This is a genomic window from Pseudomonas brassicacearum subsp. brassicacearum (assembly GCF_008801605.1).
GTDB classification, from domain to species: domain Bacteria; phylum Pseudomonadota; class Gammaproteobacteria; order Pseudomonadales; family Pseudomonadaceae; genus Aquipseudomonas; species Aquipseudomonas brassicacearum.
In genome coordinates this window covers 213,387-235,318 of sequence record NZ_VZPJ01000009.1, presented here as the reverse complement: position 1 = coordinate 235,318, position 21,932 = coordinate 213,387, and the positions used below count along the sequence as shown (strand labels likewise).

Here is a 21,932-nt window from a genome sequence, read left to right as displayed (position 1 = left end):
TTAGAGGTCTTGTAGGGGCGCATCAGCGGTGCGAGTACCCATTACGCTGATCAATAGCACATACGTTAGCGCGCCGGCAGCGATTCCTACCAGTGGCGCGACCCATGGCGAATTGAACGCCGCGACGGTGCCAACCCCATAGGCCAACAGCCCGGGCCAGTTGAACGCCGGCAGTTGCGCCTCGGCCAGGCGCGGATAACGACCACGCCAGCGGAAGAAGAAATCGGCCATGATTACCCCGCCGATGGGTGGGATCACCGTGCCCAGCAGGATCAGGTATGGCACCAGCAGATCGTACATGCCCAGCAGCGCCAGCAGCGTGCCGATCACCGCACCGCCCAGGGTTACGGTTTTGCGCCGGCGGGTGCGCAGCAGGTTGCAACCGGCCACGGCGAAATTGTAGATGGTGTTGTCCTGGGTGCTCCAGATGTTGAGCAGCAACATGGCCATCGCTGCCATGGCGAAGCCCTGCAACAGTAGCACCTCGACCACGTCCGGCTGTTGATAGACGATGGCCCCGTAGGCGCCGATCAGCACCATCAGGCCGTTACCCAGGAAGAAGCCGATCAGGCTCGCCAGCACCGCGACCTTCGCCGAACGGGAGAACCGCGTCCAGTTGGTCGCCTGGGTCGCGCCGCTGACGAAGGTGCCGAACACCAGCGTGATGGCGGTGGACCAGTCGAGGCTGCCCGTCGGCACTATCGCCAGCAAGCCGTCGAGGCCGCCGACCTTCACCGTCGCGACCCACATCGACAGCATCAGCAGCAACATCATGGCCGGCACGGCGATGTAGGAGAGGATTTCCAGCCCGCGATAGCCGATGTAGGCCGTGGCACAGAAGCCCAGGCCGAACAGCACCATCAACCCGAGCACGGTGCCCTCGCTCAATTCGAAATACTTGCCCAGCACCACCGCGGCGGTCGCCGTGCCCCAGGCGTACCAGCCAATCTGCGTGAGCCCCAGAATCAAGTCACTGAGCTTGCTGCCCACCTCGCCGAAACAGAAGCGGCCCATCAGCACCGAATTGAGCCCGCTCTTGAAGGCGATGTAGCCCAGGCCGGCGGCATAGAGGCCCAGCAGCAGATTGCCGATGACGATGACCGTGAGCATTTCGGCAAAACCGAACGCCACCCCCAGCTTGCCGCCGGCAAACATGGTGGCGGTGAAAAAGGTGAAACCCAGCAGCACCATGGCCGTGGAGGCCAGGCCCTTGCGAGCGTGCATCGGGACTTCGCTCAAGGGATAGTCATTGCCCGGATCGTTCTGAGTCATGTGGCGGTCCTTGCGGATGAGGGATGTCGCAAGCGTGCAGCGGCCGTGCCAAGCGAGTGATCGCGAGGTTATTTATAGACAATCTTTGGGATTGGGTGGGCGAAGGGATCGAAAGCGGTGCGGCGGTGATTCAAGTTGGAACACAGCTCTCATTGCCGATGATCCAGCCTCCCACAGGGGGAATGCGGTGTGCTTCAGGTTGAGGGGGGCAACGCCAGGAATCGCAACACCGCCGCGACGATAGCCTCCGGCGCGTCTTCCTGGACCAGGTGCCCGGCGTTCGGAACAGGGTGGAACTGTGCACCTGGAATCAGCTTGTGCAGGGCCCGCCCGCGCTCGATGGGGATCCATTGGTCATCCTCGCCCCACAGTATCTGGGTCGGACAGCGTACGGTCGGGTACAGACCCTCGGCTTCGCGGGTATAACGCTCGTCCATCTGCGCAATCTGCCGGTAGAACGCCGCCTGGCCCGACTCGCCAAGCCACGGCTGCACGTAGGGCGCCAGCTCTGCGTCCGGGATGTCCCGTTTGATCGCGCCGCGGATATAGGTTGGCACGATCGCCCGCTGGATATAGTCGGGCAGGCCGCTGAACGCCGCTTCATGCTGGCGTACATGCTGGACAAAGGGTGAACCCCAGGGCGACAGGGCCACCGGGTCGATCAGGGTCAGGCTGCGGTAGTCCTTGCCATTGAGCAGGTGCGTGCGCAGGGCTGTGGCGCCGCCAAAGTCATGGGCCACCACGTCCGGGCAATCCAGGCGCCAATGCTCCAGCAGTTGGGCGAGCAGCTGGTTCTGCACGCCGAGGGACACGTCGGCATCGGGCTGCGCGGACTGGCCATACCCCAGCAGGTCGAAGTAATGCACCGTGTGAGTGGCGAAGAACAGCGGGGCGATGCGGTGCCACACGTAGGAAGAGAAGGGCGTGCCGTGGACAAACACCAGCGGCGGGCCATCGCCGTGGATGGCGTAGCGGATGGGGTGTCCGGTGAAGTCGTAAACCTGATCCAGCGGCCAGTGGGTCATGCTCGATACTCCCTGAAAATGGCTCAGGGGACCAAGCATAGGCCAATGCTGACGGGGTAGGGTAACCCCAATGGTGGCGCTAGATTTTGTGGGAGCAAGGCTTGCCCGCGATGCAGGCGCCTCGGTTCCAGAGAGACTGTGTCATCTTCATCGCGAGCAAGCTTTGCTCCCACAGGCGGACTCCCACAGGTTTATTCGCCGTGGTAGATGCAACCGCTGGTGCAGGTCTCATGGATGCGGATGGCGCTGAGTTCCGGCAGCAATGGCTTCAGTTCATTCCAGATCCACTTGGCCAGGACCTCGCTGGTGGGGTTTTCCAGGCCAGGAATGTCGTTGAGGTAGTTGTGGTCCAGGCGCTCGTAGAGCGGCTTGAAGATCGCCTTGATTTCCGAGAAGTCGCGAATCCAGCCCGTGTGCGGGTCGATGTCGCCGCTCAGGTGGATCGCCACCTTGAACGAGTGGCCGTGAAGGCGGCCGCACTTGTGGCCGTCCGGCACGTGGGGCAGGCGGTGGGCGGATTCGAAGGTAAACTCTTTGAAAATTTCCACAGGTTCGGGCTCTTTAGATATCGGTCGCGAGGCAGGCGGCGGAGTTTATCAGTTTGATAACGGCGTTGCGCGACCGTGCTGACTAAAGGGTCAGCAAACGCTCGCCCAACCCGCCGTTGGCCGTCAGCTCCAGGAACTCATCACCGAGCCGGCGGCTCTCGTCCATCGCCGTGCGCCAGTACTGGCGGCGGCTCGGGTCATCGCCCATGAAGCGCTTGAAGTCGTTGCGGTCTGGCAGTTTGCCGTAGGGCAGGCGCGCCAGGTATTCACGGGACGGCGCCAGCAACAGCACGTCTTGCAGGCGGTCGACGTTGCCCCGGCGCCACGGCAGGCCCTTGTCGAACCAGCCGGGAATGACCCGATCAGTGAAGTGTGGGTACAGCACGATGTCCTCGCCGCTGTACGGCAGGTCGAGGTGGTAGTCCAGCAAACCGCCGTCGCGGTAGGTGCCGGCACCGGCACCCGGCAGGTCGCGCACGCCTTCCATGACCATCGGGATCGAGCCTGAGGCCAGCAGGGCCTGGCGCAGGTTGCCGGCGGCCAACGGAACGAAGCGCGACGGAAAGTCATTCAACGGATGCAGGGGCGGGGCCAGGCGCGGGTCATGGATGATCAGCCGTTCGAAATGCCGCGACAGCCGTGCCCGGCCTCGCAGGTTGTCGGCGATCACCGACGACAAGCCCAGGCCCAGTCGGCCGCGATGATCCTGGGCCAGCAGGCCGTGGCTCTTGACCACCATGATGTTGAGCCGGTATTGCGGGTTATCGAGGATTGAAGCGTCGCGGCCGTCGAGCAAATCATCGAGCATGCGTTGCGAGCTCTGGCTGACCCCGGCCATGGTCACGCCTTTGGCGAAGCTTTGTTCGTTGTACAAGGTGCCCAGACGCCGGATTCCCTCGGCGGCGTCCGGCAGGCAGGCGCTGGCGAAGCGCCAGGCACCCACCGAGGCCCCGATCAGCGAGCGCTCCCGGGGCGCGGCGGGCAGCCATTCGCCGAACAGCGCCAGGTCCAGCCCCTGGATGCCCAGGGCCTTCGGACCGCCGGCAGCGCCCGGCAGGATGCCGACGTCGGCGGCGTTCAAGCCGGCCTGGCGAATCCGCCCGAATGCACGCGGGCCGGCCTTGAGGGTGAGCGCGGGAAACTTGATGTGGATGGCGGTCATACCGGTCTCGAATACGGGTAAGCGGCTGATTATAACGATACAAAACCCTGTGGGAGCGAGCTCGCTCGCGATGGCGGTGGAACTGTCACTTCAATGTCTACTGACTGCTATAGCGAGCAAGCTCGCTCCCACATTGATGTGGGTTCCATGATGGCGATTCAGTTTCAGTTAAGTTCATCCCGATACAGTCCCCCCCGCTGAAGATTATAAAAAGGAGACAACCCATGAACCGCCTGACTGCCTTTTTCATCGCGACCCTCATGGCCCTCGGCACGAGCCTGGCTCACGCACGAGACCTTGATGACGACGAAGCCCGCAAACTGCAAGACGCTGGTACCATTCTGTCCTTCGAAAAACTCAATGCCGCTGCCCTGGCCGAACACCCTGGCGCCACCTTGACCGATACCGAGCTGGACGAAGAGTACGGCAAGTACATTTACCAGGTGGATCTGCGCGACACGAAGGGCATTGAGTGGGATCTGGAATTGGACGCCACCAACGGCAAGGTGCTCAAGAATCATCAGGATACGTAATGAAGCTTAATCTGCGCGCCCATAGTCGATGGGCGCTGGCGCTGCTGGCGTTCTGTTCGCTGGCCGTGGCCCGGGACCTGGATCAGGACGAGGCCCTGCAACTGCGCCAGCAGGGTGTGATCTTGCCGCTGGAGCAACTGCTGCAACAGGCGCTGGACCTGCATCCCGGGGCCAAACTGCTGGAAGCCGAGTTGGAGGAAAAACACGGCGTCTATATTTATGAGGTCGAGCTGCTGGACACCGAGGGCGTCGTGCGCGAATTGGACCTGGAGGCCGCGACCGGCCGCTTACTCAAAGATAAGGAAGACTGATGCGCCTGCTTCTGGTGGAAGATCACGTGCCCCTGGCGGACGAACTGATGGCCGGGCTTGCACGTCAGGGCTACGCCGTCGACTGGCTCGCCGATGGTCGCGACGCGGTGTATCAGGGCAGCAGCGAACCCTACGACCTGATCATCCTCGATCTCGGCCTGCCGGGCGTGCCGGGGCTCGACGTGCTGGCCCAATGGCGTGCCGGCGGCCTGGCCACGCCGGTGCTGATCCTCACCGCACGCGGGTCCTGGGCCGAGCGCATCGAAGGGCTCAAGGCCGGGGCCGACGATTACCTGACCAAACCTTTTCATCCTGAAGAGCTGCAGTTGCGGATCCAGGCGTTGCTGCGCCGCTCCCACGGCCAGGTCAACCAGCCGACGCTGAAATCGGCCGGGTTGCACCTGGATGAGAGCCGCCAGTGCGTGGTCCGCGACGGCACCGACATCCAGCTCACGGCGGCCGAGTTCCGCCTGTTGCGCTATTTCATGCTGCATCCCGAGCAGATCCTTTCCAAAAGCCATCTCGCCGAACACCTGTATGACGGTGAGACCGAGCGCGATTCCAACGTGCTGGAAGTCCACGTCAATCACCTGCGGCGCAAGCTGGGACGCAGCGTGATCGAAACCCGTCGCGGCCAGGGTTACCTGTTCGGCGGGCAGGCGCAGTGAGATCCATCCAGCGGCGCCTGAGCCTGGGGCTGATCGGTGTGATGGTGGTGGTCGGCCTGGTCCTGGCACAGACCAGTCTGTGGCTGTTCGAGCTGGGCTTGCAGCGTTACCTGGAAGCCGGGCTGCGCAACGACAGCGAAAACCTGCTGGTGGCCCTGGTGCGCGGCCCGCAGGGTTTGCAGTTGGATGAGCGACGCCTGTCGCCGGCCTATCTGCGGCCGTTTTCCGGGCACTATTTCCGCATCGATTTTGCCGATGTGCACTGGCGCTCCCGTTCCCTGTGGGACCAGGAATTGCCCCGGCTCGACCACCCGGGCCTGCACAGCAACCTGCAACTGGGGCCTGAGGGCCAGAAGCTCTTGGTGCTGCGCACCGACTATCGACGGCTGGGCCAGGCGATTTCCATCAGCGTGGCCCAGGACTACACACCGGTGCGTGACAGCTTCCGTCGAATGCAGCAGATCGGCCTCGGGCTGGGGTTGGCGGGGTTGCTGTTGATTCTGTTGCTGCAACGCATCACCGTGCGCCGCGCCTTGCGTCCGCTGGACCGGGCGCGGGAGCAGATTGCCCAGTTGCAGCGCGGGCAGCGTTCGCAACTCGACGAACAGGTGCCACGTGAGCTGGAACCGCTGGTGGCGCAAATCAATCATCTGCTGGCCCACACCGAGGACAGCCTCAAGCGTTCGCGCAACGCCCTGGGCAACCTCGGCCATGCCTTGAAGACCCCGCTGGCGGTGCTGCAAAGCCTAGCGTCGAACGAGAAGCTCGATCCGTATCCCGAGTTGCGCAAACTGTTGCTCGAGCAACTGGAGCAGGTCCGCCAGCGCCTGAACCGGGAACTCAACCGCGCCCGCCTGTCCGGCGATGCCTTGCCCGGCGCGCACCTGGACTGCGACGCCGAGCTGCCGGGGTTGCTGGCCACACTGAACATGATCCACGGCGAACACCTGCACCTGAGCTACGTCGCCCCGCCAGGCCTGCACCTGCCGTGGGATCGTGAAGACCTGCTGGAACTATTGGGCAACCTGCTGGACAACGCCTGCAAATGGGCCGATGCCGAAGTGCGCCTGACCATGACCGAGACAGCCGACGGGTTCAGCCTGGCCGTGGAAGACGACGGCCCGGGCATCCCCAAGGATCGCCGCGACCAGGTGTTCAGCCGCGGCACGCGGCTGGATGAACAGACCGATGGACACGGCCTGGGCCTGGGCATCGTGCGGGACATCGTCGACACCTGGGGCGGCCTGCTGGCGTTGGACGACAGCGAGTGGGGTGGGTTGAAGGTGGTGATCGAGTTGCCCAAGCGCTGACAGCTATTCATGGCACCGCCTGTATGTGGGGCGAACCTGTGGGAGCAAGCTTGCTCGCGATAGCATTTTTAAAGCCAGCACAGGTGTTGTAGGTGACAACGTCATCGCGAGCAAGCTTTGCTCCCACAAATCCCCCTCATACAGGGGGGCGAGACTTGAAAACCCGCCCCACGGCCCTTGCAGCTTGCCGCCGCTTGCTGCAAAGTCGCGACCTTTTTGTCCGGTGGCTTTCCATCGCTGTGCTTTGAGGTAATGATGATAAATGCAGTAATTGCCGCGGTTGGCGTCATGCTGGTGCTCAGCCTGGCCCGCGTGCATGTGGTGATCGCGCTGATTATCGGTGCGTTGGTGGGTGGCCTGACGGGTGGCCTGGGAATCGAGGCAACGCTCAAGGCGTTCAACGCCGGCCTGGGTGGCGGTGCGACAGTGGCGTTGTCCTACGCCTTGCTCGGTGCCTTCGCCGTGGCGATTGCCAAGTCCGGCATGGCCCATGCCCTGGCGGACAAAGCCCTGGCCCTGGTGGATCGCCAGGATGCCGCGGGTGGCACGGGCGTCAAATGGGTGTTGATCGGTCTGCTGGGAACGGTCGCGATCGCCTCCCAGAACATTTTGCCAATCCACATCGCCTTCATCCCGCTGCTGGTGCCACCGCTGCTCTATGTGCTGACCAAGTTGCAGTTGGACCGCCGGTTGATCGCCTGCGTCATGACCTTCGGCCTGATCACGCCCTACATGTTCCTGCCGGTGGGCTTCGGCAATATCTTCCTCAACGAAATCCTCCTGGCCAACATCGCCCGCAGCGGTGTGGACGTCAGCGGCATCAACGTCACCCATGCCATGGGCATTCCGGCGTTGGGCATGGTGTTTGGCTTGCTGCTGTCGTTGTTCTCCTACCGCAAGAAGCGCGTCTACGACCTGAAGAAGATTGCCCGGGTCGAGCAAGTGGCTGTGCGCTATAACCCGCTGAGCCTGATGGTGGCCGGGCTGGCGGTGGCGGCGGCGTTCGCGGTGCAGTTGCTGGTGGACTCGATGATCATCGGTGCCCTGGTCGGGTTCCTGATTTTCTCGCTGTCGGGGGTGGTGCGCTGGCGCGAGACTGACGACCTGTTCACCGAAGGTATGAAGATGATGGCGATGATCGGCTTCATCATGATCGCGGCCTCAGGCTTCGCCGAAGTGATGAAGGCCACCGGTGAAGTCCAGAGCCTGGTGGAGTCTTCGGCGGCCTGGATTGGCCACAACAAGGGCATTGGCGCGCTGATGATGTTGCTGGTGGGGCTGCTGGTAACCATGGGCATCGGCTCGTCGTTTTCCACGGTGCCGATCCTGGCGACGATTTTCGTGCCGCTGTGCCTGCAACTGGGCTTCAGCCCGCTGGCGATCGTCTGCATCGTCGGCACTGCCGGCGCCCTGGGCGATGCCGGCTCGCCAGCCTCGGACTCGACCCTGGGCCCGACCTCGGGCCTGAACATCGACGGCCAGCACCATCACATCTGGGACACCGTGGTCCCGACCTTCATCCACTACAACCTGCCGCTGCTGGTGTTTGGTTGGGTGGCGGCGATGGTCTTGTAACCTCAATACCGAGTTACCTCAATCGCGAGCAAGCTCGCTCCCACAGTGGATCGGTGTGAACACAAGAGTTGTGGACACCACCAATCCCTGTGGGAGCGAGCTTGCTCGCGAAGGGGCCCTCAAGATCGACCCTTCTCTTAGACCCTGTTCACCTTGTCCTACAGTTTTGCCGCGCGGTGCCGTTAATACAGCTAACCACGCCAATAACACCAACAAGAGTGAACAGCATGCGCCTGAGCCTGAAGGCTAAAGTCCTGTCCCTTGCGATACTGCCGGTATTGCTGTCCGCCGTGATCATCAGCCTGACCACGGCTTTCATCTTGAAGGAGCAAGCTAGCAAAGAGGTCCAGCAAACCCGCGAGCGCCTGCTCAGCGAGGCCAAGGCCACGCTGCAGAACTACGTAGCGGTGGGCCTGACCGCCATCAAGCCGCTCTACGATGCCGCCGCGCCTGGCGATAATGAAGCGCGCGCCCAGGCGATCAAGCTGCTGTCGAACATCAGCTACGGCAAGGATGGCTATTTCTTCGGCTACGACTCCGAGACCATTCGTCTGTTCAAGGCCAACAGCCCCGATGGCGTGGGCAAGAGTTTCAAGGACAACCGCGACCCGAACGGTGTCTACGTCAACCGCGACCTGGTGAAAGTCGCCAAGGACGGGACTCACTACCTCGAATACAGCTCGCCGTTGCCCGGCAGCAAAGACCTGGTGCCCAAACTTGGCTACACCGAATACCTGTCCAAGTGGGACCTGGCAGTCGGTAGCTCGGTCAACCTGGACGGCATCGAAGCCCAGGTCGCGCTGGTGGAAACCAAGGTCCACGATCGCCTGCAAGGCGTGATATTGAGCATCGTCGGGATCGCCGCGGTGGTGTTGCTGGTGATTGCGGTGGTGGGCCTGGTGCTCGCCAACACGATCCTGCGGCCGCTGCACCTGATGAAAGACAACCTCGACGACATCGCCGCGGGCGAGGGCGACCTGACCCGTCGGCTGACCATCACCAGCCAGGACGAGCTCGGCCAACTGGCCGGTTCGTTCAACCGCTTCGTCGACAAGATCCACGGCCTGGTGCGGCAGATCACCGACATGACCTCGCAACTGACCGGCCTGGTGACGCAAGTCTCCGAGCAGGCCCAGCGCTCCGAGCAGGCCATGGAACGCCAGCGCCACGAAACCGATCAGGTCGCCACGGCGATCAACGAGATGTCCTCGGCTGCCCAGGAAGTCGCCCGCAGCGCCCAGGGCGCCGCCGTCGCGGCCCAGCAGACCGACGAGGAAGGACAATCGGCCAAGCGCGTGGTGGCCGGCAGCATCCAGCAGATTCATGCGTTGGTGAACGATATCCGCAGCAGTGGCGTGTCCCTGGACAGCCTGCAGCAGGACGTGGCTTCGATTGTCAGCGTGCTTGGGGTGATTCGTTCGATTGCCGAGCAGACCAACCTGCTGGCTCTCAACGCCGCCATCGAGGCCGCGCGTGCCGGCGAGGCGGGGCGTGGGTTTGCGGTGGTGGCCGATGAAGTGCGGGCCCTGGCCAGCCGGACCCAGCAGAGCACCCAGGAAATCCAGGGCATGATCGATCGCTTGCAATCAGGCACTCATGCGGCGGTGGAAGCGATGCGCCGTTCCAGTGAGGCTGGCGAGGGCACTTCGGAACGGGCCAACGAGGCGGGTGCCTCCCTGGACACCATGGCGCAGTTGATCGGCACCATCAACTCGATGAACGCCCAGATCGCCAGCGCTGCCGAAGAACAGACCGCGGTGGCCGAGGAAATCAACCGCAGCGTGCATCAGATCGCCGTGGCCGTGGACAGCGTCGCCGACGAAACCCAACTCGGCGCCCAGACCTCCCGCAGCCTGGCCGACCTGGGCCAGCGCCTGGGCAAGCTGGTAGGACAGTTCCGGATCTGATCCCATCGCGGCAGGAGCTGCCGAAGGCTGCGATCTTTTGCTCTCGATCCAGATGTTTTCACCTGGGCAACCGGGTCTTATCGAGAAAGAAGGATCGCAGCCTTCGGCAGTTTCTGCCGTGCTTCACAGGTGCAAACCGCTACAAAACCCTGTGGGAGCGAGCTTGCTCGCGATAGCGTTGGATCAGCCAACATTCATTTGGCAGACGCACCGCCATCGCGAGCAAGCTCACTCCCACAGGGGCTATGGCTCACGCACATCGCGCATCAACAACCCAAACCGCAGATCCACCGCATCCGGAATCGGCACGTACACCACGTGCCCATCCCCCGGTGCCACCTCGATGCCCTGGCCTTTGACGTTCTGCAACTGATGCAGGTCGAAGTGGAAATTACCCTTGGGGGTCATCAGTTCCATGTGATCGCCCAGGCCAAAGCGGTTCTTCACCCGTACTTCGGCCAGGCGTTCGCGCCGTTCGCCGGTCAGTTCGCCGACGAACTGCTGGCGCTCCGACACCGAACTGCCGTTCTGGTAGTTCTGGTATTCGTCGTGCACATGGCGCCTTAGAAAACCTTCGGTGTAGCCGCGCTGGGCCAGGGACTCCAGGTCGGTCATCAGGTTGCGATCAAATTCCCGGCCGGCCACCGCGTCATCGATGGCCTGGCGATACACCTGGGTGGTGCGCGCGCAATAGAAGTGCGACTTGGTCCGCCCTTCGATCTTCAGCGAATGCACGCCCATGCGCGCCAGGCGCTCGACGTGCTGCACGGCTCGCAGGTCCTTGGCATTCATGATGTAGGTGCCGTGCTCGTCCTCGAAGGCCGGCATGGATTCTCCCGGGCGGTTGGCTTCCTGAAGCAAAAACACCTGGTCGGTGGGCGCGCCAAGGCCCAGGGTCGGCTCGGGTTGATAGGTCTGCACGATGTCGCCCACAGCGTTTTCCACCGCCGGTTGCGCCGAATATTTCCAGCGACAGGCATTGGTGCAACTGCCCTGGTTGGCGTCGCGCTTGTTCAAATAGCCGGACAGCAGGCAGCGTCCGGAATAGGCCATGCACAGCGCGCCGTGGACGAACACTTCCAGCTCCATGGCCGGCACCTGCTCGCGGATCTCGGCGATTTCCTCCAGGGACAGTTCCCTGGAAAGGATGATCCGACTCAAGCCCTGCTGCTGCCAGAACTCGACGCTCGCCCAGTTCACCGTGTTGGCCTGCACCGACAGGTGAATCGGCATCTGCGGGAAATGCCGGCGCACCAGCATGATCAGCCCCGGGTCGGACATGATCAGCGCGTCCGGCGCCATGGCGATCACCGGTTCGAGGTCTTTGAGGAAGGTGCGCAACTTGGCGTTGTGCGGGGCAATGTTCACCACCACGTAGAAGCGCTTGCCCATGGCCTGGGCCTCGGCAATACCCAAGGCCAGGTTCGCATGGTCGAATTCGTTGTTGCGCACCCGCAGACTGTAGCGCGGCTGACCGGCATACACCGCATCGGCACCGTAGGCGAAGGCATAGCGCATGTTTTTCAGGGTGCCGGCGGGAGCCAGTAGTTCGGGGGCGGCGAGGGTCATGATGGCGTCGGATCGCAAAAGGCGGCGAGGGTAGCCCATGCTCGGCCAGGCCATATTGATCTGGATCAAAGGCACAGGGCAAACGCGAAGGCACTCCGGCGCGTCCTGGCGGACTAATGTTTATCCCGCCTTTGGACATGGAAAGCTGATGAATCGAAAGATGCTGCAAAACAAAGCCCAGATGTTGCTCCTGGTGCTGGTCACCATCGCCTTCATCTGGATTCTGCTGCCGTTTTACGGCGCGGTGTTCTGGGCGGTGATCCTGGGCATCGTCTTTGCGCCGATGCAGCGCCGCCTGCAGTTGAAGTTCGGCTGGCACCGCAATGTCACTTCGTTGTTCACGTTGAGTATCTGTGTGGTCTGCGCGATCTTGCCGGTGATCATCATCAGTACGTTGTTGGTCCAGGAAGGCGCGGCGCTGTACAAGAGCCTGGAAAGTGGAGAACTGGACATTGCCGATTACCTGGCCCGCTTCAAGGATGCCTTGCCGCCGTACTTTCAGCACCTGCTGGACCGCTTCGGCCTGGGCAACCTGAACGGCTTGCGCGACAAGATCGTCAAGAGCGCGATGCAGGGCAGCGAGTTCTTCGCCACCCAGGCCTTCAGCTTCGGGCAGGGAACCTTTCAGTTCCTGGTCAGCTTCTTCGTGATGATCTACCTGCTGTTCTTCTTTCTGCGCGACGGCGCGGAGCTGGTGCGCAAGGTGCGCACGGCCGTTCCCTTGGCGGAACACCAAAAGCGCCGCCTGCAGTTGAAATTCAACCGGGTGGTGCGCGCCACGGTGAAAGGCAACCTGCTGGTCGCCATCAGCCAAGGCGCGCTGGGGGGGCTGATCTTCTGGATCCTGGGGATTCCGACGGTGTTGCCCTGGGCGGTGCTGATGGCGTTCCTGTCGTTGTTGCCAGCGGTGGGGGCGGGCCTCGTCTGGGCGCCGGTGGCGGTGTATTTCCTGCTCTCGGGGGCGATCTGGCAGGGCGTGGTACTGACGCTGTTCGGGGTGTTCGTGATCGGCCTGGTGGACAATTTCCTGCGCCCGATCCTGGTGGGCAAGGACACCAAGATGCCCGACTACATGGTGCTGGTCTCGACGCTGGGCGGGCTGGCGGTGTTCGGGCTCAATGGCTTCGTGATCGGGCCGCTGATCGCCGCGCTGTTCATGTCGAGTTGGGCCCTGTTCGTCGAAACCACGCCGCGGGTGCAATTGCCTTAGGCTTTGTATGAAAAGTCGCGCAGGCACTTTTCGTATAAAGCCTAGGCGCTCAGCAGGTACGGGCCGATACGTTGCGACAGGGCCTGGGCGGCGGGCAGTGAAGTCAGCGGGCCGCTGATGGTCACGCCGTCTTGCACCAGATACCAGCAGGCCAGCAACCCGAGCTCCCGGAGTGGGGCGGGGACAGCGCTGCCAATGACAGACATGATTTGAACCTTGGGCATGGGAAACCTCCATCAATCGATGGGGTTACCTTACGACTCAGTGGGGGTAACGAAAAATCAACCGGCTCAATAGTAGGAATCGATGCCGCTCAATCGACGACCAGATCGAGCATGTGCACCACTTCCTGCTCGTTGAGCAGGCCCTTGCGCACCAGGTTTTCCGCCAGCAGGGAAAGGAACTTGGCGCTGCGGTGGCCTTCCAGTTGCTTGAGTTCGGTCAGCACGTTGTACACCTTGCTGGAGGTGCACAGGCCGACGATACGATGAGGGTTTTGTGTGGGCATACCTTCGTCCTTGTTTTTATGAAGCTGTTGTTGGCGGACAGAGCCAGTTTGCGGCCCGGTCATGACGCTCATGTGACAGCTTGGGTTGTTGGAAAAAAAGAAAGCAGGATCCGGACCATAATGCCTTTTTGGCGCCGGATTATTGTTCCGGCAGCGACCTCGGGCAGGCATATATGGCCATCGAATTGCTTTTTTACCCATAAAAAGGGATGCGTTTTGAGTATCGAACGCCATGTGTTGTTCTATTTTTTGCTCAGCGCATTGGCCAGCCGCCGCATGGCCGCTTCGATTTCATGGGCGGTCAAGGACGAGTACCCCAATAGCCAACCTTGTTTCTTTTCTTCGCCGGCGTACAGCCGGCTGAGGCCGGGCAGCTGTACACCCGCACTGGCCGCTTGGCGGAGGGTCTTTTCCTCCGACCAGCCATCGGCCAGCAGGCAGGGAATCTGCAGCCCGCCTTGTGGGCGCAAGGCGGTAACGATTCCGTCCAGGCGCTTGCCAATGGCATCGAGCAGGGTGGTACGGCGTCCGGCGTAGAGTTTGCGCATGGCCCGGACATGGGCGTTGTAGTGACCGTCTTCCATGAAGCGTGCCAGGGTCAACTGAAGGATCTGTGGTGTGTGGCCGTCCATGATGCTGCGCGCGTAGGTGAAGGCTTTGACCAGTTCGAAAGGCAGCACCATGTAACCCATTCGCAACCCCGGATAGAGGGTTTTGCTGAAGGTGCCGAGGTAGATCGTGCGCTGGTATTTGTCCAGGCCTTGCACGCATGCGGTCGGCAGCCCGTCGTAGTGGAACTCGCTGTCGTAGTCGTCCTCGATGATCCACCTGCCGTGCTCGGTCGCCCAGTTGATCAGCTCGAGTCGGCGTTCCAGCGGCAAGGTTGCCCCGGTGGGGTATTGATGCGAAGGCGTCACATAGACGCAACTGGCGCCGCTGCGGTCTGCCCGCAGCAGGTCTGTGCGTATGCCCAGTGCATCGACGTCAATGGGCACGACCTTGGTCTCTGCCGTTTCAAAGGCCTTCCTGGCGCCGTAGTAGCCCGGGTTTTCCAGCAGGATTGGTTTGCCGGCATCCACGAGCAACTGCGCGCACAGAAACAGCGATTGGCGAGTGCTGCTCAACACCAGGATCTGCTCGGGGGAACATTTGGCCCCGCGTTCGAGGTTCAAGTAGGTGGCGATCGCCTTGCGCAGAGGCTCGGCGCCTTGCGGGTCGCCGTGCAGCAGGATGTTACCCCGGTAGTCCTTCATGACCTGGCGTTGCAGGCGTTCCCATAGATCGGTGGGGAAGGTGCGGGTTTCCGGCAGCCCTGTGGCAAAGGCCTTGATGACCTGTTGATCGGCCACGCCACCACTGTCGAAAATCATCCGGCCACGCCGGCTCAAGCCCGATCCTGGCGTCGCCTCGCTGCGCTGGGTGTCTTGCAATTTCCTATGCCGGCGCGCAGCCCCGCGCAACTCGGTGCCAACCGTCTCGGATACATAGCTGCCCGAGCCCTCGCGCCGCACGATGAAGCCATCCCGGTGCAACTGCACATAGGCGTTCTCCACCGTGTCACGGGCAACGCCCAGCGTCTTGGCCAGGACCCTGGTTGCCGGCAGTTTCAGGCCTGCGTCAAGGGCGCCATCGAGGATCAGTGCACGCAGGGCGCGCTGAATCCGCTGATGCAGATCCAGCATCTGAAATTCGGCATCGTTGAGTCGCATCTTCAGCGTTTCGAGCTCGAAGGTTTTTGCCATGCGGTCTGCTCTATATGAATAAATTGGCCTGCTTTGGCAGGCCATTTTATCCGTAGACTCTGTCCATCGCTATTGCCCGCGAAGGAGTCGCCAACCCATGCAAGTCTCTATTGAAGAGGTCACCCAAGCCCTGCACGAGTCCCATGGCCGCTACCCACAGGCCAACAGCGTCGAGGACTTTCGCCGCAATCTGGCGGCAGTGCAGCAGCGCATTTCCAGCGCCTGCCAGCGTGTCGGTCGTGATCCGGCGAGCGTGCGCCTGCTGCCGGTGAGCAAAACGTTTGATGAAGCACACCTGCGCCTGGCCTACGTCGCAGGCTGCCGGCTACTGGGCGAGAACAAGGTGCAGGAAGCGCAGCGCAAATGGGAAGCCATGGCTGATCTGACTGACCTGCAATGGTCGATCATCGGCCACCTGCAAACCAACAAGGTCAAGCAAGTGGCTCGTTTTGCCAGCGAGTTCCAAGCGCTGGACAGCCTGCGTGTGGCCGAGGCGCTAGACCGTCGCCTGCAAGTCGAGGGGCGGCGGATGGATGTGTTCGTCCAGGTCAATACCTCGGGGGAGGTCAGCAAGTACGGCTTGCCGCCCGAGGCGGTCGCGGCCTTTTTGCGTGCGCTACCTGCGTTCTCGACGCTACGCGTGCGCGGCCTGATGACACTGGCACTGTTCTCGGCCGACGTCGCCCGTGTCCGCCCTTGTTTCGTGCGGCTGCGCGAACTACGCGAGCGCCTGCGCCAGGACGCCCCGGTCGGTATCGGGCTGGAGGAACTGTCCATGGGCATGTCCGGCGATTTCGAAATCGCCATCGAAGAAGGGGCGACCGTGGTGCGTGTCGGTCAGGCCATCTTCGGTGCACGCGCCATGCCGGACGCCTATTACTGGCCTACGGCCGATGCCCGGCCGGCCAGTCACGACTAGTCCGAGCCGACGGAGCCGCTCGGGCAGACTGCTGCCATCGCTGATCGTCAGGCAGTGCGCCCGTCTCATTTTCCCCATCCACAGGACCCTATCGTCATGTACGACTCATCCCTGACCCTTGAAGCGTTCGACGCCGAGCTATGTGAGGCGATTCACAACGAAGAATGCCGCCAGGAAGATCACGTCGAGTTGATCGCCTCCGAGAACTACGCCAGCCCATTGGTGATGGCGATTCAGGACTCGGTATTCACCAACAAGTACGCCGAAGGTTACCCGGGCAAGCGCTACTACAGCGGTTGCGAGTATGTCGACGTGGCTGAGCGCCTGGCCATCGAGCGGGTCAAGGTGCTGTTCGATTGCGATTACGCCAACGTCCAGCCTCATGCCGGGGCCCAGGCCAACGCCGCTGTGTTCCTGGCACTGCTCAATCCTGGCGACACCGTGATGGGCATGAACCTGGCCCAGGGTGGTCACTTGACTCACGGCAACCCCTCCAATTTCTCCGGCCGTCATTACAAAATCGTTCCCTACGGTCTCGACCCGCAGACGGGGTTGATCGACTACGACGAAATGGAACGCATCGCCCTTCAAGCCCGGCCGAAGATGTTGATCGGTGGTTTTTCCGCTTATTCGCGGTACAAGGACTGGGCACGCATGCGGGCCATTGCCGACAAGGTCGGAGCGATTTTCTGGGTCGACATGGCCCACGTCGCCGGTCTGGTGGCAGCGGGTGAGTATCCGAACCCGTTGCCCCACGCCCATGTGGTCACCAGTACGACCCACAAGACCCTGCGTGGCCCACGGGGCGGGGTGATCCTGTCCAAGGGACAGGACGATACGTTTTACAAGAAGCTCGACTCGGCGGTGTTCCCTGGTGTCCAGGGCGGTCCGTTGATGCACCAGATCGCGGCCAAGGCCGTTGCCTTCAAGGAAGCGTTGGCGCCCGGGTTCAAGACCTATCAGAAGCAGATCGTGATCAACGCCCGGGCCATGGCTGCCGTGTTGCAGCAGCGTGGCTACAGAATTGTCTCCGGGGGGACCGACAACCACATGATGTTGATCGACCTGTCCGACAAGCCTTACACCGGCAAGGACGCCGATGCCGCCCTGAGTAATGCCTACATCACGGCCAACAAAAACTCGGTGCCCAACGACCCCCGTTCACCGTTCGTAACCTCAGGGCTGCGCATCGGCACCCCGGCAGTGACCACTCGCGGGTTTGGAGTGCCAGAGTGCGAGCAACTGGCAGGTTGGCTGTGTGATGTGCTTGACGCGCTGGAATCCGGCGGCAGCGAGCAGGTTGCGCATCATGTGCGCGAACAGGTGGTGGCGCTGTGTCGTCGTCATCCTGTATATCGGCAGCGCTAAAACGAAAAAACCCGCCATAAGGCGGGTTTTTCGGGGGGGGCAGAGATTTTGAAAGCTTTCTCTGGACCCTTTGTCTGGCTCCACGACCTGGACTCGAACCAGGGACCCAGTGATTAACAGTCACTTGCTCTACCAACTGAGCTATCGCGGAATGGCGCGTATGTTACTGATTGGAAAAGAGAAGTCAAGCGTCCATTGCCGGACGGCGCATTCCTGGTGCCCTTTGACGGTCAATCAACGATTGGCAGTTACCGCCAGGGCAGGAGAGGACTACCATGGTCGCCCGGAAGTGGCAGGATGCACTGCCGGCCATTCGCCGACATTAAGGTACGCGCCATGAACCACCTGTTACCCCTTCTCAGTGCCCGCCGCGCCGAGGTGCTCTTGTGAGTACCGCCCAGATCAGCTTGCCCAAGGGCGTGGGGCCTCATGCCGAGAAACTGTACGACGCCATCACCCAGGCCAGCACCGCCGAAGAGTTGAACCGCGCCGGTGGCAAGGCCGAGGGCTTTGTCCTGGGGCTGGAAAGCACCAAGGCGATCAAGAGCCAGGTGGCCGAGTCGTTGTATGTCATCTATGACGATGCGGCGAGCCAGCGGGCGGCGGAGTTGTAGCCTCGGCCCAGGTTGGGTGTGCAACTCAAAAAAACGGGAAGCCAAGGCTTCCCGTTTTTCATCCAGCGCCGAGGGCGTCAGATCACCTGGACGATGGCCTTGGTCACCGCATCGATGTTGTTCTGGTTCAACGCTGCCACGCAGATGCGGCCGGTGTCCAGGGCATAGATGCCGAACTCGTTGCGCAGGCGCGTCACTTGTTCAACGGTCAGGCCAGAGTAGGAGAACATCCCGCTCTGGCGAGCGACGAAGCTGAAGTCGTGGTGCGGTGCGGCCTTGGCCAGCATGTCTACCATCTGGACGCGCATGCCGCGAATGCGCAGGCGCATTTCGGCGAGTTCGGCTTCCCACTGGGCCCGCAGTTCCGGGCTGTTGAGCACGGCGGCGACGATGCTGGCGCCGTGGGTCGGTGGGTTGGAGTAGTTGGTGCGGATCACGCGTTTGACCTGGGACAGCACGCGGGCACTTTCTTCTTTCGATTCGCTGACGATCGACAGGGCGCCGACGCGCTCGCCGTACAGGGAGAACGACTTGGAGAACGAGCTGGAGGCAAAGAAGGTCAGGCCCGACTCGGCGAACAGGCGCACGGCCGCCGCGTCTTCGTCGATACCGGCGCCAAAGCCCTGGTAGGCCATGTCCAGGAATGGTACGTGGTTCTTGGCCTTGACCACGGCCAGCACGTTTTTCCAGTCTTCCGGGCTCAGGTCCACGCCGGTCGGGTTGTGGCAGCAGGCGTGCAGCACAACGATCGAGCGGTCGGGCAGGGCGTTGAGGTCTTCCAGCAGGCCGCTGCGGTTCACGTCGTGGGTGGCGGCGTCGTAGTAGCGGTAGTTCTGCACCGGGAAGCCGGCGGTTTCGAACAGGGCGCGGTGGTTTTCCCAGCTTGGGTCGCTGATGGCGACGACGGCGTCAGGCAGCAGTTGCTTGAGGAAGTCGGCACCGATCTTCAGTGCACCGGTGCCGCCCACGGCCTGGGTGGTGATGACGCGACCGGAGGCGATCAGCGGCGAATCCTTGCCGAACAGCAAGGTCTGCACGGCCTGGTCGTAGGCGGCAATGCCGTCGATCGGCAGGTAACCACGGGAAACGTGCTGAGCCACGCGAGCCGTCTCGGCCTCGACAACCGCGCGCAGGAGTGGAATACGCCCCTCTTCATTGCAGTAAACACCTACACCCAGGTTGACCTTGTTGGTACGGGTGTCGGCGTTGAAAGCTTCGTTGAGGCCCAGGATGGGGTCGCGGGGTGCCAATTCGACAGCGGAAAACAGGCTCATTATTGCGCGGCTCTAATGGAGAGTGAGGGGAGGTGTGGCGCTCCAGCCGAATGCACTAGAGCGGTGCACAAACGGGGAGCTAGTATAGAGGCCATCACCCGGCACGGCGACAGGCGATTCGGTTTTTACGCTAAGTTTTTACGATTTTTTTCGACCGTTAGTCCTCTCGCCGCGTCAAAGTCTTCAAGGCGTGTAGGACGTTCGTCTTGAAAGCGAAGGCATTCACCTCCACATTGTGTGCATTCCAGTTTTTCCTCGGGCGACATCAGTCGTTTCGGTCTTTCTCGTTCCTGTCGGCTGGCCGACAGGGGTGAATCCAGAGGTTATGTCATGTCTGAATTCCAGCTAGTCACCCGCTTCCAGCCCGCCGGCGATCAGCCGGAAGCCATCCGCCTGATGGTCGAGGGCATCGAGGCCGGGCTGGCGCACCAGACGCTGCTCGGTGTGACCGGCTCGGGCAAGACCTTCAGCATCGCCAACGTGATCGCCCAGATTCAGCGCCCGACCCTGGTACTGGCGCCGAACAAGACCCTGGCGGCGCAGCTGTACGGTGAGTTCAAGGCGTTTTTCCCGAATAACGCCGTGGAGTACTTCGTTTCCTACTACGACTACTACCAGCCCGAGGCCTACGTGCCGTCGTCGGACACCTTCATCGAGAAAGATGCTTCGATCAACGACCACATCGAACAGATGCGACTGTCGGCGACCAAGGCCTTGCTCGAGCGCAAGGACGCGATCATCGTCACCACCGTGTCGTGTATCTACGGCCTGGGCAGCCCGGAAACCTACCTGAAGATGGTGCTGCACGTGGATCGCGGCGACAAACTCGACCAGCGCGCCTTGCTGCGGCGCCTGGCGGACTTGCAGTACACCCGCAACGACATGGATTTCGCCCGGGCGACGTTCCGGGTGCGTGGCGATGTGATCGACATCTACCCGGCGGAGTCGGACCTGGAAGCGATCCGCATCGAGCTGTTCGACGATGAAGTGGAGAGCCTCTCGGCGTTCGACCCGCTGACCGGTGAAGTGATCCGCAAGTTGCCACGCTTCACCTTCTACCCCAAGAGCCACTACGTGACGCCCCGGGAAACCCTGCTGGACGCCATCGAAGGGATCAAGGTCGAGTTGCAGGAGCGCCTGGAATACCTGCGTTCGAACAACAAGCTGGTGGAAGCCCAGCGTCTGGAGCAGCGGACCCGGTTCGACCTGGAGATGATCCTGGAGCTGGGCTACTGCAACGGCATCGAAAACTACTCGCGCTACCTGTCGGGCCGTCCGGCGGGCGCGCCGCCGCCGACTTTGTATGACTATTTGCCGGCCGATGCCTTGCTGGTCATCGACGAGTCCCACGTCAGCGTGCCCCAGGTCGGCGCCATGTACAAAGGCGACCGTTCGCGCAAGGAAACCCTGGTGGAATACGGTTTCCGCCTGCCCTCGGCGCTGGATAACCGGCCGATGCGCTTCGACGAATGGGAAAGCGTGAGCCCGCAGACGATTTTTGTCTCGGCCACGCCTGGCAACTACGAGGCCGAACATGCCGGTCGCGTGGTCGAGCAAGTGGTGCGGCCGACCGGACTGGTGGACCCGCAAGTCGAGGTTCGCCCAGCGTTGACCCAGGTCGATGACCTGCTCTCGGAAATCTCCAAGCGCGTGGCGGTGGAAGAGCGGGTGCTGGTCACCACGCTGACCAAGCGCATGGCCGAAGACCTCACCGACTACCTGGCCGACCATGGTGTGCGGGTGCGCTACCTGCACTCGGACATCGACACGGTGGAGCGGGTCGAGATCATCCGCGACCTGCGCCTGGGTACCTTCGACGTGCTGGTGGGCATCAACCTGCTGCGTGAAGGCCTGGACATGCCGGAAGTGTCGCTGGTGGCGATTCTCGACGCCGACAAGGAAGGTTTCCTGCGTTCCGAGCGCTCGTTGATCCAGACCATCGGTCGCGCGGCGCGTAACCTCAATGGCCGGGCAATTCTGTATGCCGACCGCATCACCGGCTCCATGGAGCGGGCCATCGGTGAGACCGAGCGCCGTCGCGACAAGCAGATCGCCTTCAACCTGGCCAATGGCATTACCCCCAAGGGCGTGTTCAAGGACGTCGCCGACATCATGGAAGGCGCCACCGTGCCCGGCTCGCGCAGCAAGAAGCGCAAGGGCATGGCCAAGGCGGCGGAAGAGAGCGCCCGTTACGAGGCCGAACTGCGCTCGCCGAGCGAAATCACCAAGCGCATCCGGCAGTTGGAAGAGAAAATGTACCAGCTGGCCCGGGACCTGGAGTTCGAGGCAGCGGCGCAGTTGCGTGATGAGATTGGCAAGTTGCGTGAGCGGTTGCTGACTGTCTGAGGTTTTTTGGCGGTTTTAAGGGCCTCATCGCGAGCAAGCTCGCTCCCACATTTGGACCGGGTCGCGGTCTC

Annotated in this window: 20 protein-coding genes and 1 tRNA gene; 11 read left to right on the top strand and 10 right to left on the bottom strand. The window is 62.1% G+C overall.

The features are described from left to right. The 4 genes from codB to F7R20_RS21090 form a co-directional block, all read right to left on the bottom strand. Nucleotides 1-1,272 carry a cytosine permease gene (gene codB, locus F7R20_RS21105; RefSeq protein ID WP_003203921.1) on the bottom strand — a complete coding sequence of 424 codons (1,272 nt, stop codon included), beginning with the start codon at nt 1,270-1,272 and terminating at the stop codon, nt 1-3. Nucleotides 1,273-1,466: 194 nt separating this feature from the next. Next, a complete protein-coding gene (locus tag F7R20_RS21100) occupies nt 1,467-2,297 on the bottom strand; it encodes an alpha/beta fold hydrolase (RefSeq protein WP_003203919.1) in 831 nt (276 codons plus the stop codon). 191 nt (nt 2,298-2,488) lie between these two features. After that, entirely contained in the window at nt 2,489-2,845 is a 357-nt protein-coding gene (gene queD, locus F7R20_RS21095; protein WP_003203918.1) for a 6-carboxytetrahydropterin synthase QueD, read from the bottom strand. An 82-nt stretch (nt 2,846-2,927) separates the two neighbouring features. Then, nucleotides 2,928-4,007: a hypothetical protein gene (locus F7R20_RS21090; protein WP_003203916.1), complete on the bottom strand. Its 1,080-nt coding sequence runs from the start codon at nt 4,005-4,007 to the stop codon at nt 2,928-2,930. Nucleotides 4,008-4,231: 224 nt separating this feature from the next. On the opposite strand from F7R20_RS21090, the gene F7R20_RS21085 reads away from it, so the two are divergent. The 6 genes from F7R20_RS21085 to F7R20_RS32490 all read left to right on the top strand — a co-directional run bounded on the left by F7R20_RS21085 (nt 4,232) and on the right by F7R20_RS32490 (nt 10,311). After that, nucleotides 4,232-4,540 carry a PepSY domain-containing protein gene (locus F7R20_RS21085; RefSeq protein ID WP_003203913.1) on the top strand — a complete coding sequence of 103 codons (309 nt, stop codon included), beginning with the start codon at nt 4,232-4,234 and terminating at the stop codon, nt 4,538-4,540. Beyond that, nucleotides 4,540-4,851 carry a PepSY domain-containing protein gene (locus F7R20_RS21080; RefSeq protein WP_003203911.1) on the top strand — a complete coding sequence of 104 codons (312 nt, stop codon included), beginning with the start codon at nt 4,540-4,542 and terminating at the stop codon, nt 4,849-4,851. The genes F7R20_RS21085 and F7R20_RS21080 overlap by 1 nt, the downstream gene beginning before the upstream one ends. Continuing rightward, complete coding sequence (locus F7R20_RS21075; protein ID WP_003203909.1) at nt 4,851-5,519, top strand: response regulator transcription factor; 669 nt, start codon at nt 4,851-4,853, stop codon at nt 5,517-5,519. Before F7R20_RS21080 ends, F7R20_RS21075 begins: the two co-directional genes overlap by 1 nt. After that, nucleotides 5,516-6,829, top strand: coding sequence for a sensor histidine kinase (locus tag F7R20_RS21070; protein ID WP_003203907.1), 1,314 nt, complete (start codon nt 5,516-5,518; stop codon nt 6,827-6,829). The genes F7R20_RS21075 and F7R20_RS21070 overlap by 4 nt, the downstream gene beginning before the upstream one ends. Nucleotides 6,830-7,087: 258 nt before the next feature. Beyond that, nucleotides 7,088-8,404 (top strand): Na+/H+ antiporter family protein, encoded by a 1,317-nt coding sequence (locus tag F7R20_RS21065; protein WP_161796651.1) that lies wholly within the window; start codon nt 7,088-7,090, stop codon nt 8,402-8,404. A 227-nt stretch (nt 8,405-8,631) separates the two neighbouring features. Further along, nucleotides 8,632-10,311: a methyl-accepting chemotaxis protein gene (locus F7R20_RS32490; protein ID WP_003203904.1), complete on the top strand. Its 1,680-nt coding sequence runs from the start codon at nt 8,632-8,634 to the stop codon at nt 10,309-10,311. A 243-nt stretch (nt 10,312-10,554) separates the two neighbouring features. Here the strand turns inward: F7R20_RS32490 and trhP are convergent, their stop codons facing one another. Continuing rightward, nucleotides 10,555-11,880, bottom strand: coding sequence for a prephenate-dependent tRNA uridine(34) hydroxylase TrhP (gene trhP / locus F7R20_RS21055; protein WP_003203902.1), 1,326 nt, complete (start codon nt 11,878-11,880; stop codon nt 10,555-10,557). A 148-nt stretch (nt 11,881-12,028) separates the two neighbouring features. Here trhP and F7R20_RS21050 point away from each other — a divergent pair, with 148 nt between their 5' ends. Further along, on the top strand, nt 12,029-13,090 hold the full coding sequence (locus tag F7R20_RS21050; RefSeq protein WP_003203899.1) for an AI-2E family transporter: 1,062 nt from the start codon (nt 12,029-12,031) through the stop codon (nt 13,088-13,090). Between the two features lie 41 nt (nt 13,091-13,131). Here the strand turns inward: F7R20_RS21050 and F7R20_RS21045 are convergent, their stop codons facing one another. From F7R20_RS21045 to pdxR, 3 genes are all read right to left on the bottom strand, one after another. Further along, a complete protein-coding gene (locus F7R20_RS21045; protein WP_003203898.1) occupies nt 13,132-13,314 on the bottom strand; it encodes a hypothetical protein in 183 nt (60 codons plus the stop codon). Nucleotides 13,315-13,403: 89 nt separating this feature from the next. Further along, entirely contained in the window at nt 13,404-13,598 is a 195-nt protein-coding gene (locus F7R20_RS21040; RefSeq protein WP_003203896.1) for a hypothetical protein, read from the bottom strand. A gap of 242 nt (nt 13,599-13,840) precedes the next feature. Further along, nucleotides 13,841-15,340, bottom strand: coding sequence for a MocR-like pyridoxine biosynthesis transcription factor PdxR (gene pdxR, locus F7R20_RS21035; RefSeq protein ID WP_003203893.1), 1,500 nt, complete (start codon nt 15,338-15,340; stop codon nt 13,841-13,843). A gap of 97 nt (nt 15,341-15,437) precedes the next feature. Between pdxR and F7R20_RS21030 the strand changes: the two genes are divergently transcribed. Together F7R20_RS21030 and glyA are read left to right on the top strand one after the other, a co-directional pair. Then, nucleotides 15,438-16,259 (top strand): YggS family pyridoxal phosphate-dependent enzyme, encoded by an 822-nt coding sequence (locus F7R20_RS21030; RefSeq protein WP_003203891.1) that lies wholly within the window; start codon nt 15,438-15,440, stop codon nt 16,257-16,259. Between the two features lie 96 nt (nt 16,260-16,355). Next, the gene (gene glyA / locus F7R20_RS21025) at nt 16,356-17,627 is read left to right on the top strand and encodes a serine hydroxymethyltransferase (RefSeq protein WP_003203889.1); all 1,272 of its coding nucleotides are present in this window, start codon (nt 16,356-16,358) and stop codon (nt 17,625-17,627) included. A 75-nt stretch (nt 17,628-17,702) separates the two neighbouring features. On the opposite strand, the gene F7R20_RS21020 is transcribed toward glyA, so the two are convergent. After that, nucleotides 17,703-17,778: transfer RNA gene (locus tag F7R20_RS21020), tRNA-Asn, on the bottom strand. A 235-nt stretch (nt 17,779-18,013) separates the two neighbouring features. Between F7R20_RS21020 and F7R20_RS21015 the strand changes: the two genes are divergently transcribed. Beyond that, entirely contained in the window at nt 18,014-18,241 is a 228-nt protein-coding gene (locus F7R20_RS21015; RefSeq protein ID WP_003203887.1) for a hypothetical protein, read from the top strand. 77 nt (nt 18,242-18,318) lie between these two features. On the opposite strand, the gene F7R20_RS21010 is transcribed toward F7R20_RS21015, so the two are convergent. Continuing rightward, nucleotides 18,319-19,515 (bottom strand): amino acid aminotransferase, encoded by a 1,197-nt coding sequence (locus tag F7R20_RS21010; RefSeq protein WP_003203885.1) that lies wholly within the window; start codon nt 19,513-19,515, stop codon nt 18,319-18,321. A 330-nt stretch (nt 19,516-19,845) separates the two neighbouring features. Between F7R20_RS21010 and uvrB the strand changes: the two genes are divergently transcribed. Further along, nucleotides 19,846-21,861 (top strand): excinuclease ABC subunit UvrB, encoded by a 2,016-nt coding sequence (gene uvrB, locus F7R20_RS21005; protein WP_003203884.1) that lies wholly within the window; start codon nt 19,846-19,848, stop codon nt 21,859-21,861. Nucleotides 21,862-21,932 lie beyond the last annotated feature (71 nt).

Excerpts from the sequence above, each read along its gene's own strand:
- codB (WP_003203921.1), bottom strand. The coding sequence starts at position 1,272 with ATGACTCAGAACGATCCGGGCAATGACTATCCCTTGAGCGAAGTCCCG.
- F7R20_RS21100 (WP_003203919.1), bottom strand. The coding sequence starts at position 2,297 with ATGACCCACTGGCCGCTGGATCAGGTTTACGACTTCACCGGACACCCC.
- F7R20_RS21090 (WP_003203916.1), bottom strand. The coding sequence starts at position 4,007 with ATGACCGCCATCCACATCAAGTTTCCCGCGCTCACCCTCAAGGCCGGC.
- F7R20_RS21085 (WP_003203913.1), top strand. The coding sequence starts at position 4,232 with ATGAACCGCCTGACTGCCTTTTTCATCGCGACCCTCATGGCCCTCGGC.
- F7R20_RS21080 (WP_003203911.1), top strand. The coding sequence starts at position 4,540 with ATGAAGCTTAATCTGCGCGCCCATAGTCGATGGGCGCTGGCGCTGCTG.
- F7R20_RS21075 (WP_003203909.1), top strand. The coding sequence starts at position 4,851 with ATGCGCCTGCTTCTGGTGGAAGATCACGTGCCCCTGGCGGACGAACTG.
- F7R20_RS32490 (WP_003203904.1), top strand. The coding sequence starts at position 8,632 with ATGCGCCTGAGCCTGAAGGCTAAAGTCCTGTCCCTTGCGATACTGCCG.
- trhP (WP_003203902.1), bottom strand. The coding sequence starts at position 11,880 with ATGACCCTCGCCGCCCCCGAACTACTGGCTCCCGCCGGCACCCTGAAA.
- F7R20_RS21050 (WP_003203899.1), top strand. The coding sequence starts at position 12,029 with ATGAATCGAAAGATGCTGCAAAACAAAGCCCAGATGTTGCTCCTGGTG.
- F7R20_RS21045 (WP_003203898.1), bottom strand. The coding sequence starts at position 13,314 with ATGCCCAAGGTTCAAATCATGTCTGTCATTGGCAGCGCTGTCCCCGCC.
- F7R20_RS21040 (WP_003203896.1), bottom strand. The coding sequence starts at position 13,598 with ATGCCCACACAAAACCCTCATCGTATCGTCGGCCTGTGCACCTCCAGC.
- pdxR (WP_003203893.1), bottom strand. The coding sequence starts at position 15,340 with ATGGCAAAAACCTTCGAGCTCGAAACGCTGAAGATGCGACTCAACGAT.
- F7R20_RS21030 (WP_003203891.1), top strand. The coding sequence starts at position 15,438 with ATGCAAGTCTCTATTGAAGAGGTCACCCAAGCCCTGCACGAGTCCCAT.
- glyA (WP_003203889.1), top strand. The coding sequence starts at position 16,356 with ATGTACGACTCATCCCTGACCCTTGAAGCGTTCGACGCCGAGCTATGT.
- F7R20_RS21010 (WP_003203885.1), bottom strand. The coding sequence starts at position 19,515 with ATGAGCCTGTTTTCCGCTGTCGAATTGGCACCCCGCGACCCCATCCTG.
- uvrB (WP_003203884.1), top strand. The coding sequence starts at position 19,846 with ATGTCTGAATTCCAGCTAGTCACCCGCTTCCAGCCCGCCGGCGATCAG.